11 protein-coding genes are annotated in these 12,649 nt (G+C 60.2%); 8 read left to right on the forward strand and 3 right to left on the reverse strand.

Going from position 1 to position 12,649, the window contains the following annotated elements; all coding sequences use genetic code 11:
- Positions 1 to 14 precede the first annotated feature (14 nt).
- Positions 15 to 1,280 carry a hypothetical protein gene (locus L6R21_08600; protein ID MCK6559248.1) on the forward strand — a complete coding sequence of 422 codons (1,266 nt, stop codon included), beginning with the start codon at positions 15 to 17 and terminating at the stop codon, positions 1,278 to 1,280.
- A gap of 87 nt (positions 1,281 to 1,367) precedes the next feature.
- Here L6R21_08600 and L6R21_08605 read toward each other — a convergent pair whose 3' ends face one another.
- On the reverse strand, positions 1,368 to 2,027 hold the full coding sequence (locus tag L6R21_08605) for a DUF480 domain-containing protein (protein MCK6559249.1): 660 nt from the start codon (positions 2,025 to 2,027) through the stop codon (positions 1,368 to 1,370).
- Between the two features lie 95 nt (positions 2,028 to 2,122).
- Positions 2,123 to 3,214: a saccharopine dehydrogenase NADP-binding domain-containing protein gene (locus L6R21_08610; GenBank protein MCK6559250.1), complete on the reverse strand. Its 1,092-nt coding sequence runs from the start codon at positions 3,212 to 3,214 to the stop codon at positions 2,123 to 2,125.
- A 1,735-nt stretch (positions 3,215 to 4,949) separates the two neighbouring features.
- On the opposite strand from L6R21_08610, the gene L6R21_08615 reads away from it, so the two are divergent.
- The 5 genes from L6R21_08615 to L6R21_08635 all read left to right on the forward strand — a co-directional run bounded on the left by L6R21_08615 (position 4,950) and on the right by L6R21_08635 (position 9,224).
- Positions 4,950 to 6,011 (forward strand): ATP-grasp domain-containing protein, encoded by a 1,062-nt coding sequence (locus L6R21_08615; protein ID MCK6559251.1) that lies wholly within the window; start codon positions 4,950 to 4,952, stop codon positions 6,009 to 6,011.
- Positions 6,008 to 7,075, forward strand: a complete 1,068-nt coding sequence (locus L6R21_08620; GenBank protein MCK6559252.1) for an ATP-grasp domain-containing protein — start codon at positions 6,008 to 6,010, stop codon at positions 7,073 to 7,075. The genes L6R21_08615 and L6R21_08620 overlap by 4 nt, the downstream gene beginning before the upstream one ends.
- On the forward strand, positions 7,014 to 7,493 hold the full coding sequence (locus L6R21_08625) for a GNAT family N-acetyltransferase (protein ID MCK6559253.1): 480 nt from the start codon (positions 7,014 to 7,016) through the stop codon (positions 7,491 to 7,493). Before L6R21_08620 ends, L6R21_08625 begins: the two co-directional genes overlap by 62 nt.
- Before the next feature lie 264 nt (positions 7,494 to 7,757).
- Complete coding sequence (locus L6R21_08630) at positions 7,758 to 9,008, forward strand: NupC/NupG family nucleoside CNT transporter (GenBank protein ID MCK6559254.1); 1,251 nt, start codon at positions 7,758 to 7,760, stop codon at positions 9,006 to 9,008.
- Between the two features lie 69 nt (positions 9,009 to 9,077).
- On the forward strand, positions 9,078 to 9,224 hold the full coding sequence (locus L6R21_08635; GenBank protein MCK6559255.1) for a hypothetical protein: 147 nt from the start codon (positions 9,078 to 9,080) through the stop codon (positions 9,222 to 9,224).
- Here L6R21_08635 and L6R21_08640 read toward each other — a convergent pair.
- Positions 9,216 to 9,542, reverse strand: coding sequence for a hypothetical protein (locus L6R21_08640; GenBank protein MCK6559256.1), 327 nt, complete (start codon positions 9,540 to 9,542; stop codon positions 9,216 to 9,218). The two genes, L6R21_08635 and L6R21_08640, sit on opposite strands and share 9 nt — an antisense overlap.
- 73 nt (positions 9,543 to 9,615) lie before the next feature.
- Here L6R21_08640 and L6R21_08645 point away from each other — a divergent pair, with 73 nt between their 5' ends.
- Together L6R21_08645 and L6R21_08650 are read left to right on the forward strand one after the other, a co-directional pair.
- Complete coding sequence (locus tag L6R21_08645; GenBank protein MCK6559257.1) at positions 9,616 to 11,118, forward strand: amino acid permease; 1,503 nt, start codon at positions 9,616 to 9,618, stop codon at positions 11,116 to 11,118.
- Between the two features lie 25 nt (positions 11,119 to 11,143).
- Positions 11,144 to 12,553, forward strand: coding sequence for an amino acid permease (locus L6R21_08650; protein MCK6559258.1), 1,410 nt, complete (start codon positions 11,144 to 11,146; stop codon positions 12,551 to 12,553).
- Positions 12,554 to 12,649 lie beyond the last annotated feature (96 nt).

Below are 12,649 nucleotides of genomic sequence, written 5' to 3' on the forward strand. Positions count from 1 at the left end.
GAGGAGCGAAGGACATGAAAACCCAGCAGAGTGACTCCCGCATCGCCGGCCTTGCCGCCAGCGCGCGCGTCGCCAGCGACCGGTTGCCGGTGATGGTGGTTGAGTATCACGATGCGCGCTTCGGCGCCCGCGCCTATCTTGTGATCGACATGCTGGTCAACGGCGTTGCCGGCGGCGGCTGCCGTTTGAAGAAAGGCGTTACCGCGGAGGAAATGACCAAACTGGCGCAAACCATGACGCGCAAATTCACCCTGACCGAACCGCACATTGGCGGCGCCAAACTCGGCATCGATTTTGATCCGGCGCGTCCGGAAAAACTGCTGGTGATGCAGCGCGTTTTCGAGTTCTATCAAGCGTTCCTGCACAACTGCTACGTGACCGGCGCGGATTTGAACACGAATGAGAGCGAGATTGTGGCCTGCACCCAGGCCATCGGCCTGCCCTGCCCGCAATACGCGCTCGCCCGCAGTCTGGGCAACACCGAGCGCCGTATTGCGCGCTTTTTTGATGGCATTCATCTCGCCGTTGACGAACTCGGCACGATGGTGCTGAATGCCGCAGCGACCGGCTATGGCGTGTGCATCGCGGCGCAACGCGCGCTGCAGCCGCAAGACTTGCGCGGCTGCTCCGTCGCGCTGCAAGGTTTCGGCAACGTCGGCAGCGGACTGGCCAAGTTCCTCGCTGACCGCGGGGCCAAAATTCAGGCCGTGAGTGACCGCTTCGGCACCATCTACTGCAAGCAGGGACTGGATATCAGCCTGCTGCTCGCGCGCCGCGATGAGCGCACCAAAGCGGTTTTCCCGGCGCTGAAGGTGGCGACGGACCGGCCGACGAGTTACGAGTTTATTGCGGAGCCGGATGCCATCTACGAAATGGCGGATGACCTCTTTCTGCCGGTGGCCGACAGCGGGTTGATTACCGAAGAGAATTACCGCAAGATCAAGGCCAAGTACATCGTGTGCGGCTCGAACGATCCCTTTGCACCCGCCGATTTGGAGGAGCGCCTGTTCGAGTTGGGGAAAGTCGTGGTGCCGGATTTCATTGCCAACGCCGGCACGGCCGCGCTGTATCACACTTTGATTCGCGGGGAGGGGCCGGTGATTCTCACGGAGGTGTTGGCGAGCATCGCGCAGCAAATCGGGCAGGCCACCGACGAGGCGCTGCAAAAAGCCAAGGCCGACAAAATCTCGCCGCGCCGCGCCGCGGAAATCATTGCCACGGAAAAGATCAACACCTATCCGGCATACTATCCCACGACGATCTCGAAGCGCTGGTCCTGAGTCTCGCGGCGGTCAAGCGGCACTAGTTGGCCGGTTTGGCCCCGCGCGAGAAACCGTCGCAGGTAGGCTGCGGCCTCGCGGTTGGGTTCAATAGAGATCGTTGCGCAATTTGGCGAAATCTTCCTCCAGGCGGGCCAACCTTGCGTGCAATTGCGCGTTCTCATCTTCCACCCGGGCGAGCACGGCCTTGAGTTCTGCCACCTCGGCGCGCAGCGAGGCGGGTGCCGGCGTTTCTGCTTCCTCCTGCGATTCCTGGGGGTCGCCGAGGAGATGGCGGTAGCGTTCCTCCTTCTGGCCGGGCTGGCGCGCGGCCGCTTCGACCAACGGCGGTTCCCGCTGCTGCAGGCTCGCCAGTGTCTCTTCCACTTCCTCCAATGTCTTGAATTCATGCTGGCGCAGCGCGCGGCCCTTGATTTCGCCCAGAGTTTGCGGCCCGCGCAACAGCAGCAGGCTGAGCGCCGCCCTTTGCGCGTCTGACAATCCCACGCCATTATCGCCGGCCCGGTGCGCATACTTCACCACCCGGCCATCGCCGCGCACAAAGGCGCACCAGCCTTTTTCCTTCAAAGCTGCCAAGGCTTCCTCGACTTCCTCGGTCTCATATTCCACCACCGGATCGCGGCTCGACTTCTGGTTACACGCCGCCACCAGCGCATTGAGTGTCATGGGATAATACTCCGGTGTGGCCTGGCTTTTTTCGATCAGGCAGCCCAGCACACGGATTTCTTCCGGGGAAAGAGTTTTCATAGGCTCACCGAATTGGTTGGTTTCTGCACTGCGATGTTCTTCGTTGGAATTTCAATCGGCATCTCGCAGCCGGTGGTGATTACTCACGACAAGCCTCAGGTGCGCGCGCCGGCTGGCTCGCCCAGTGTGAAATCGTGCAGCTTTACGCCGGGCAAAGTCAATACAAAATCAGCGCCCAACGCGGCCGCGGGCGTCCACGCGCCGGCGCGCACCCGGCCTGCCAACACCGCCGCCAGCGCGGCGAGAGCGGCCTCGGCGGTGAGGGTGTATCCTTCCGGCGTGGTGAGTGCGCCGGACACAGTGCGGCCCGCCGCATTGCACACTTCACCCCAAATCACACTGAAGCATTGCCGCCGTTCCGCCGGCGTCAGTTCGGTGACACGTCCCGCAGCGATTGATTTGAGCAGCCCCTGCACCAGGCCGGGACGGGTGAGCGGCGCGATCCGGTTCAGCCACGCCATGCGGCCAATCAACGCCGGGGGCATGGCCATGTAGACGCATATGTTGGGAATGCCGGTCGTATGAAAAGCCGTGCTGATGTCGCCCCAGGGGATGCTCACGCCCAATTTGCCGCCCTGGGGAAAGGGCAGCATGCGCGTTTTCCAGCCGAACGGCACGGCCGTGATCTCGCCGTTGCGGCGCACGCGGCCGCCGCCCGGCAACGCTTCGATGGCAGTTTTGATTGTGCCTCGGCTCGAGCGACCGGTTCCGCTAAACGCCAACTCGAGATGGGTGGCATCCGGCAGGCGTTGTTTGAGCATTGCTGCCAGGCAATCACTCGGCACGACGTCGAAGCCCACGCCGGGCAGCATGACGATGCCTGCGTGTTGGGCCGGCGCGTGGCAGGCAAAGACCGCTTCGAATGCCGCGATTTCACCGGTGATGTCGAGATAGTGCACCCGGGCCTGCAGACAGGCAGCGTGCATCAGCCGGGAAGTGGCAGAGAACGGACCGCCCATGTGCAGCACCGCGGCCAGGCCCTGCAGATGGCGGCTGATCGGTTCGGTGTCGGTGAGCGCGAACACGCGATATTCCAAGCCAAGCTCCTGTGCGAGCCTGCGAATGGCGCCGGCATTACGGCCTGCCAAGATTGGTCGCATGCCGCGTGCGACTGCGAGCCGCGCGGTCAGGCTGCCGGTATAGCCGTTGGCGCCGTAGAGCAGCCAAGCGGGCGTGGATGAGGTCACGAGATTCCTTTTCGGAGAGTTGGGGTTTGCAGTTGACCGTCCCAAAACACTACAGCCCGGGCGCTTCGCAATGAGCAAGAGGAGTCCTCTTCGACTGGTGCACGCTTCGGAGCTGAGCGCCCGGGCGGTTTCATCCTTTCTGGGGGAATGCAATCCATTGGCCGGCCGAAATCGCAGCAATTTGGTGAAAGTGCTCCTGCGACGGCTCGACCGTTGCGTTGAAAATCTCAGAGTCCATCGGTGTCAAGCTAAGAATCGTGAAACTGTCCCACAGGGACAACCGAAAGTAGCCCAGAGATGGAGTCTCATTTTTCATTCGTCCCCACGGGACTTCTCAAGAAATCGAGACTCACTTTCCCACCAAGGAATGGGTGGGCTACCCTCAAGCGTCCCTACCCGACTCCGCCCGGCGGGTTCTGCAACAGCCGAAGCTACTTGCCTTTCTTGGCTTGACACATAAGCCTCTGAGTCTCCGCGGTGCTTGAATTTTTGCCAATCTCGGCTCAGCCGAGGTTGGAACTTTTCCGGACTCACGCTGACCTGTGTCTTTCCGAGAGCCGGGAGACTGCCCGGGCGATTCGCAACCAAGTCTGCGCAGGCCTATTATAATCGCCGGGATCGTTTATTGCAAGCCACCGGAGCGGAGATGTTTTTCGACGGATACCAACTGAGAACCGGCTCATACACGGCGGGCCTGCGGCCGGACAGGGTTCAACCGGGCCGGGCTTGCATTTTCAAAAAAAGCTCTGTAGCTTGCCGCGTGATTTGCGAGCCGGGTGGCGCGGTTGCCGAAACGTCGGCGTACGCCAGCCTCCGCCGCGGCTGGCAATCAGTGATTCGCGCAGTTTTCAAAGTGAGGAGAGCCATCATGAGTTCCCGCACCAAAACCGTCATCATCATTCTGTTCATCTTCTTCATCATGTTTCTCATTTTCCCGCGCGGTTGCCCGGAACAGGGCGGGGCAAACCCGGTCGGGGCGCAGCCCAGCCTCACTGGCTTTTGAGAGTGAATCCGGTCCAACCCAGGTTGGACCGGCGTGCGTGATCGTTTGCACGACGCGGATCCACCCAAAGCACTCCACCGCGCAGCCGTGAAGCGTACCTCGTCGCAAAGCCGGCGGCGTGGGAGTCCCTGCCTGGCTGCGATGAGGCGGGCATGCGCGATGAATGACGCAATCTCCAAAAAAAGTTGGCGCCCAAGCGCGAAAGTGCCAATTAATTCTTGCATTTTCCTAAAAAAGTTTGTTTATTGCGCGCGTCAAAAAATGATAGTCGAACAAATTGGAGATTGACGCACCAGATGTTACTCACGATCCCAGCCGATTCAGCGGAACCGCCAGAACCGGCTTCTCCCACCCAGCTCACTACCGCTGCGTGCTCCGAGGGGGAAGTAATCCAACGCCTTCCTATTTCAGTATTGTCTGCATCCGTCCGTCTCTATCTCAAACGAACCTTCCCAGCATTGTCACAGGTGATTGCCGTGTGAAATCGAACCAGTCGCCCGGTTGCGACTAAGGCCCACAAGAGCTCATTTCGGCGGCAACTGAATGTGCGGCCAGGCGGTTTCGGAAACAGTTGCCACTCGACTCAATCACCAGAAAAAGCCGGCCTGCACGGCGACAACGCCGCGCCGGCGAAGATGCCACGTGCGCAGGCAGGCGCAAAGCCGCAGCGGCGCACGGCATGCGATCACCTGAACCACATGCAGTTCTACAGTCTTTGAGGAGACACACATCATGCGAGTTGGATTTACCTACAACATGAGGCGAAATTCGTCGGCCGCCGAAGAAACGGAGCCTCCTGATTTTCCCTCGTCCCTCGCCCCCGGCCTCGACGGCATGGACAACTTTGCCGAATGGGATGACGAACACGTCGTCCGGGACCTGCAGGAAACTTTGGCGAAATACCACGAGGTGATTCCCATCGAAGCCGACCTCAATGCGTTTGAGAAGCTTCGCAAATATCGTCCCGATATCGTGTTCAACATTGCGGAAGGATTTTTTGGCCCGTCCCGCGAGTCAGTTATCCCCGCCATGCTGGAGATGCTGGGCATTCCCTACACTGGTTCCGATCCGCTCACCCTCGGCCTCTGCCTGGATAAGGCGCGCGCCAAGGAAGTTCTGGGCTACCACCGCCTGCCCACCGCGAAGTTTGCCGTGCTGAAATCCTGGCCGCTCAACGGCCAGTTGCGCCACTTCGACTATCCCATGTTCGTCAAGCCGCTGTTTGAAGGTTCCAGTAAGGGCATCTGGATGGATTCCGTGGTGGAAAACACCTCCGCCATGAAGGCCACCGTGGAAAAAGTCTGGCGCACCTATGCGCAACCGGCGCTGGTGGAGGAGTTCATGCCCGGCCGGGAATTCACTGTGGCGCTGCTGGGCAACGGCGCGTCATTGCGCGTGCTGCCCATCGTCGAAATCGCTTTCGAAGCGCTGCCTGCGGGCGCCAAGCCCATCTATGGCTGGGAAGCGAAGTGGCTGTGGGATTCGGCAGAGCATCAATTGGAAATCTACAAATGTCCGGCTGATCTCGACCGCGAGCTGCAGTCCAAGATCGAGACCCTGTGCAAGAAGGCATTCAACTATCTCGGCTGCCGCGATCTGTGCCGGATTGACGTGCGCCTGGACGCCAATGGCGAGCCCAACATTCTCGAGCTCAACCCGCTGCCCGGCTTGATCAAGGATCCGGCCGTGCATTCCTGCTTCCCGAAGGCGGCCTATACCGCAGGCATGACCTTCGATGATTTGATTCTCACCATTTTGGAGGAAGCGTGCCGGCGGCAGGAGGTGCGGAGATGAATGGCCATCGCGTTCTGATTGCCTACAATGCGCCGCGCCGCGAGCAGCGCGGCCGCGCCATCGACTATGTTTCCGAAGCCGGCGTGCTGGAGCAGGTGAATGCCGTGCATGCTGCCCTGCTCGAACTGGGCTATGAAGTCATGCTTGCGCCGTTGCAGAAGTCGATTCCTGCCTTCATGGACCGGCTCTCCCGCACGCCCACCGATCTCGTGTTCAATCTGGTGGAAGGGTGGCAGGGCGAGAGCCGTTTTCATGTGCATGTGGCCTGCTTGTACGAGCTGCTGGGTGTGTCCTACACCGGCGCGCCGCCGCCCACGCTCATGCTGGCCACCGACAAATGGACGACCAAGATGATGCTGCATCAGGCGGGCTTGCCGGTGCCGGCGGGCATGCTGTGCAGCGAAGTGCCCGGCCGCGTCAACCTGCGCTTCCCGGTGATTGTCAAGCCGGTGCATGAAGATGCCAGCCTGGGCATCGATGCGGAATCCGTTGTGTATTCGGTGGAAGATCTGCGCCGGCGCGTGGCCTGGGTGATTCAAAACTACCATCAACCCGCGCTGGTGGAGGAGTACATCGACGGCCGGGAGTTGAACATCGCCATCCTCGGAGATCAAATTCCGGAGGCGTTGCCGATTTCGGAGATCACTTTTCCCTACTGGCCGGCGGGCCTTCCGCGCATTTGCTCTTACAATGTCAAGTGGATGGCCGACAGCGAGGAATATCATGCGGTGGAGGCCGAGTGTCCCGCCGCGCTCGAGGAAGAAACCGCCCTGCGCGTGCAGCAAATCGCGATTGCCGCGTTTCAGTTGCTCGGCTGCCGCGACTATGCGCGCGTCGATATGCGCCTGTCCTCCGACCATCAGCCGTACATCGTGGAAGTCAACCCGAATCCGGACATCTCGCCCGACGCGGGCTTGACGCGCTCGGCGATGGCTTCGGGGCGATCGTACATGCAGCTCGTGGGTGACATCATGGCGTGCGCCTTGAAACGTGGAGAACGCAATGGTCGCCATTCGCGCCCTGCAGCGCGACGATCGGCCGTCTATCAGCCGAATTTTGCATGACACCGGCAATTTCACCGCCGCTGAAATAGCCGTCGCGCTCGAACTGGTCGATATCTACCTCAATCAGCCGCAGCAGAAGGACTACCTGCTCCATTGCGCCCTCGCCTCGGATGACGGCGTCATCGGCTATGTTTGTTTCGGCCCGACACCGATGACCGAAGGCACTTGGGACTTGTATTGGATCGCCGTTGCCCCGCCGTATCAGGGCAGCGGCATTGGCCGGGCATTGACCGAATTCGTTGAGAATTACGTGATCAGCCGGCACGGCCGCCAGCTTTTCATCGAAACTTCCTCGCAAGCGAAATACGAACCCACCCGCCAGTTTTATCTCCGCCGGAACTATCAGGAAATCGCCCGCCTCCCCGACTTCTACACCGTCGGGGATGACCGCGTCATCTACCGCAAACTGTTGCGCTGAATAACGGCACCCGGCAACTTGGCCACACAGGCTTGCCGTCAGCCCTCCTGCAAAAAGTTTCCTGCTGCGGCTCAGGCAGCGCCTTGCGGACGGCGCAAAATCTACTTGTGCTTCACGGAAACTTGATTATCTTGCCCCTTAACTTTTTCAGCAATCGGAGCCTCGCAGCAGAAATCCCGACCCAAACGAAAACCCAACAATCACGCGCGCGCCAGCAGCCGCCGCGCGGCGATCGCAGCATATGATCGACGGAGGAAGGAAAGCATGGAACGATTCATCAGCCTGCTGGGTATGGTCGCCTTGTTGGCGCTTGCCTACGCCATTTCCTATGATCGCCGGAATTTCCCCTGGCGGGTGGTGTTGTGGGGAACGGGTCTGCAACTGTTGTTCGCGGTAATCATCCTGTGGACGGATGCCGGCAAGACCGCATTCCAATGGACCGGTGACAAGGTCACCGCCTTCCTCGGCTTCACCAAATACGGCACCGAGTTTCTTTTCGGCAATCTCGTCAAGCCGGAATTTCAAAACACCTTCGGTTTTCAGTTCGCCTTCGCCATTCTTCCCACCATCATTTTTTTCTCTGCGGTGATGTCGATTCTCTATCATCTCGGGCTGATGCAAAAAATCGTCGAGGTGATCGCGCGTGCCATGGCGAAAACCATGGGCACGAGCGGCGCGGAATCCTTGTCCTGCTCCGCCAACATCTTCGTGGGCCAGACCGAGGCGCCGCTGTTGATACGGCCGTTCGTGGCAACGGCGACGAAGTCGGAGTTGATGGCGATCATGTGCGGCGGCTTTGCCACGGTGGCCGGCGGCGTGCTGGCGGGTTACATCGCGATGGGCATTCCGGCTGCGCATTTGCTGGCCGCCAGCGTGATGTCCGCGCCGGCCGCACTGGTGATGGCCAAGATCATTCTGCCGGAACGGGAGGAGTCTGTCACCAAGGGCCACGTCAAAGTGCCGCCCGCCAAAGTCGCGGGCGACGTGATTGAAGCAGCGGCGGTGGGCGCAGCGGATGGCGTCAAGCTGGCGGTCAACGTCGGGGCCATGCTGCTCGCCTTCATCGCCATCATCGCCGTGATCAATGCCGGCATGGGCGTTGTGCACCAGGCGCTGTCGAGTTGGGTGGGTTTCGATTACTTCCCGCAAGACCTGCGCACTCTCTTCGGTTGGATCTTCGCGCCGCTGGCGTGGCTCATGGGCGTGCCCTGGAAAGATTGTATCGAGTTCGGCAACCTGCTGGGCACGAAAATCTCGATCAACGAATTCGTGGCTTATGTTCATCTCGGAGAGGTGATCAAAGGCGGCCTGATGAGTGAGCGTGCCGAGATTATTGCGACCTACGCGCTGTGCGGGTTTGCCAACTTCTCCTCCGTTGCCATTCAAATCGGCGGGATCGGCGGCATGGCACCCGAGCGCCGCGGTGAGCTGGCCAAACTCGGCTTGCGCGCCATGTTCGGCGGCGCGCTGGCAAGCTGGATGACCGCGACGATTGCGGGGATGCTGATCGGCTAGGAGGCAAGGAGACAAAGAGCCAAGATCAGAGATGGTCTTCCAACTTCTCCAAACCATTGGGAGGGTATCATGGAAAAGCTGGAGCCTAGATATGATCTTCGGGAACGAGCCTTGCGCTTTGCCACGCAGATCGTCATGTATGTCCGGACTTTTCCGAGAGAGGTCGCGGGGTTTGCAATTGGCGGCCAACTCATTCGCTCCGGCACTTCACTGTGAGCAAACTGCGAAGAAGCCGATGCCTGTGCCGGTGCCAGCGAATTCATCAACAAGATACGGACCTGCTTGCAGGAGTCGCCGGAAACTCGCTGCTGGTTGATAGTCTCCAAATTTGCTCTCGGAGAAAGCGAGCTGAACACCTGGCTGCGCAAGGAGGTCTCTGAATTGATCAAAATTTTCAACTCGATCATCGCGAAGACCATCAAGAGAAGAAAATCCCCAAATCATAACGCACACAAATCTCGAACGTGAATTGCCCGTCTCGGCACTTGTGCCCTGATCAAGCGAATGCCATTCTTGGACTTCATAATCAACCACGCGACCCCTGATTCTCTTTGGCTTATTATCCAACTTGGCACCTTGGCTGCTTGACTAACTTGGCTCCTTGACCATGAACCTGTTCCGCACCAAAAACCTCGACCAGTTGACCCGCGACGCCGAGGCTACACGCATGAAGCGCTCGCTCGGCCCGGTCGACTTGATTTCGCTCGGCATTGGCGCCATCATCGGCACCGGCATTTTTGCCGTCATCGGCACGGCAGTGGCCGGGGATGCCGTGCGTCCCGGCGCCGGTCCCGCGATCATGCTCTCCTTTGTGCTCACCGCGGTTGCCTGCGCCTTTTCCGGCTTGTGTTACGCCGAGTTTGCCTCGTTGGTGCCGGTCTCGGGCAGTGCTTACACATATTCTTATGCCACTCTCGGCGAAGTCGTGGCGTGGATCATCGGCTGGGATTTGATCATCGAATACGCCATTGGCAACGTTGCGGTCGCGATTGGCTGGGCTGCCTATTTTCACCAAATGTGCGAGGGCCTCGGCCTGCATATTCCTGCCTGGCTCTCGGTGGATTATCGCTCCGCGGTGCAGGCGGCCGCGGCCGCGGCCAAAGCCGGCGGGCAAGTCGATCCCTCCATTGCCCTGAACTATGAGGCGTGGCTCAACCATCCCACCATTCTCGGCATTCCCATCGTGTTCAATTTTCTCGCGGTGGCGATCGTGGCGCTGATCACGTGGGTCCTGGTGCTGGGCGCGAAGGAATCGGCGCGGGTCAACAACATCATGGTGGTGATCAAGCTCGTCATTCTGCTGTTCTTCATCTACGTGGGCGCGAAGTACGTCAAGCCGGAGCATTGGACGCCGTTCATGCCCAACGGCTTTTCCGGTGTGTGGACCGGCGCGAGCTTGATCTTTTTCGCCTATATCGGTTTTGATGCCATCTCCACCGCCGCGGAGGAATGCCGCAACCCGGGTCGCGACATGCCCATCGGCATCATCGGTTCGCTGGCGATTTGCACGCTGATCTACGTGGTGGTGGCGGCGGTTTTGACCGGCATGATGCCGTGGGACAAGCTCGGCGTCGCAGATCCGCTCGCGGCGGCGCTGGCCTACGTCGGCTCCGATGCCGCTGCCGGCCTGGTGGCGTTCGGCGCGGTGATTTCCATGACCGCGGTGCTGCTCGTTTTTCAATACGGCCAGCCGCGCATCTTCTTTTCCATGTCACGCGACGGTCTGCTGCCGCCTTACTTCGAAAAAATTCATCCCAAATACAAGACCCCACACAAAACCACCATCTGGACCGGCGTGGTGGTCGCAACCATCTCCGCGGTCGCCAACATCAACGAGATCGTGGAATTGACCAACATCGGCACGCTCTTCGCTTTTGCGCTGGTGTGCGCGGGCATCATCATTCTGCGCTACAAAGATCCGCACCGGCCTCGCGCCTTCAGAACACCGCTGGTGCCGCTGGTGCCGCTACTCGGCATCGCCTCCTGCATTTACTTGATGGCCGGCCTGCCTTACGTTACCTGGATCCGCTTCGGCCTGTGGCTGCTCGCCGGTTTGCTGCTCTATTTTGTCTATGGCTTCTGGCACAGCCAATTGCGCCGCCGGGGTTGATTTCGTTCAGCAAAGGAGACCAGCAATGCAAGAACCAACGCCGCCAACCGCCGCGCAAAAGGAATCCGCGCCGACGGAGTTGCTGCGCGCCCTCGGCTTGCGCGAAGCCATTGCCATCAACATCGGTTGTGTGATTGGCTCCGGCATTTTTCTCGTGCCGGCAACCATTGCCGGCCATCTGCACGCCATGGGCCCGATTCTGCTGGTGTGGGTCGTGGCGGGATTGCTCACGCTCTTCGGCGCGCTGTCACTGGCCGAGCTGAGTTCCATTCTGCCGCGTGCCGGCGGCCCGTATGCTTATCTGCGGGAATCCTTCGGCAAGGTGTGGGGCTTTCTGTTTAGTTGGAATGATTTCTTCATCAACAAAGCAGCCTCGCTCGCCGCGGTTGCCATCGCCTTCACCACCTATCTCGGCTATCTGGTTCCCGCCATCGGCCAAAGCCCGCCGTTTTACCAACCCGGCTGGACCATCTTCGGCCATCCTTTCACCTTCGGCTGGAGCCAGCTCGTCGCCATTGCCGTAATCGCGCTGGTGACCATCATCAACGTGCGCGGTGTGCAATTCGGCGGTTGGGTGATGAACATCTTCACCTCCGCGAAAGTAGCGGCCTTGGTGTTCTTGATTCTTGCGGTTTTCTTCTCCGGCGCGGGCAGCACGGCCAACATGCTGCCGTGGTGGCCGGAAAGCTGGAACCGCGAACTCACCGCCGCCTTCGGCCTGGCGATGGTCTCGGCGTTGTGGGCTTACGACGGCTGGGTTGACGTGACGCTCACCGCCGGTGAGATCAAAAACCCGACCCGCAACGTGCCGCTGGCCTTGCTCCTCAGCGTGCTGGTCATCATGGTGCTCTATTTGTTGGCGAATATCGCATACGCGCTGATCATCCCGATCCACGCCATGCCGGCTTCCACGCGCATTGCGGCGGACGTGGCGGCGCGCGCCATCGGACCGGCCGGCGCGGTCATCATCGTGGCCGGCATCATGTGCTCGACGTTCGGAACCGTCAACGGCATGGCGCTGGCCGGCCCGCGCTCGATTTGGGTCACCGGGCATGACCGCGTCTTTGCGCCGGCGCTCGGCAAAGTGCATCCGCGCTTTCGTTCGCCGCATGTGGCCATCATCACCATCGGCGTGTGGGGAGGGCTGCTTACGCTCAGCGGCACGTATGATCAACTGGCCGCGTACGTGGTTTTTGGTTCGTGGTTTTTTTACGCCATGGCGGCGATCAGCGTGATTGCGTTGCGCCACAAGCTGCCGGACGCGCCGCGGCCCTACCGGGCGTGGGGCTATCCCCTCGTAACCTTGTTGTACACGCTGTTTGTCGGCTGGTTTTTGTACAACACGTTGCTCAACGATCCGCGCGATGCCTTGATCGGCATCGGATTGCTGGTTCTGGGATTGCCGTTCTACTATTACTGGACGCGGCAACGGTGACCCCATTGCGAAGCTGAAAGCCGGAGAGTGCAAGATATATGGGTGGCGGCCTGGCCGCAGATTGGCAGAAAAGACCCGCTCAAACAGACAGGCCAA

The sequence above is a fragment of the bacterium genome, assembly GCA_023150945.1.
Taxonomy (GTDB): Bacteria; Zhuqueibacterota; Zhuqueibacteria; order Zhuqueibacterales; family Zhuqueibacteraceae; genus Coneutiohabitans.

Bases quoted from the DNA above. Each gene is read 5' to 3' on its own strand.
- L6R21_08630 (MCK6559254.1), top strand. From the start codon at position 7,758: ATGGAACGATTCATCAGCCTGCTGGGTATGGTCGCCTTGTTGGCGCTT.
- L6R21_08625 (MCK6559253.1), top strand. From the start codon at position 7,014: ATGGTCGCCATTCGCGCCCTGCAGCGCGACGATCGGCCGTCTATCAGC.
- L6R21_08605 (MCK6559249.1), bottom strand. From the start codon at position 2,027: ATGAAAACTCTTTCCCCGGAAGAAATCCGTGTGCTGGGCTGCCTGATC.
- L6R21_08620 (MCK6559252.1), top strand. From the start codon at position 6,008: ATGAATGGCCATCGCGTTCTGATTGCCTACAATGCGCCGCGCCGCGAG.
- L6R21_08645 (MCK6559257.1), top strand. From the start codon at position 9,616: ATGAACCTGTTCCGCACCAAAAACCTCGACCAGTTGACCCGCGACGCC.
- L6R21_08635 (MCK6559255.1), top strand. From the start codon at position 9,078: ATGGAAAAGCTGGAGCCTAGATATGATCTTCGGGAACGAGCCTTGCGC.
- L6R21_08615 (MCK6559251.1), top strand. From the start codon at position 4,950: ATGCGAGTTGGATTTACCTACAACATGAGGCGAAATTCGTCGGCCGCC.
- L6R21_08600 (MCK6559248.1), top strand. From the start codon at position 15: ATGAAAACCCAGCAGAGTGACTCCCGCATCGCCGGCCTTGCCGCCAGC.
- L6R21_08650 (MCK6559258.1), top strand. From the start codon at position 11,144: ATGCAAGAACCAACGCCGCCAACCGCCGCGCAAAAGGAATCCGCGCCG.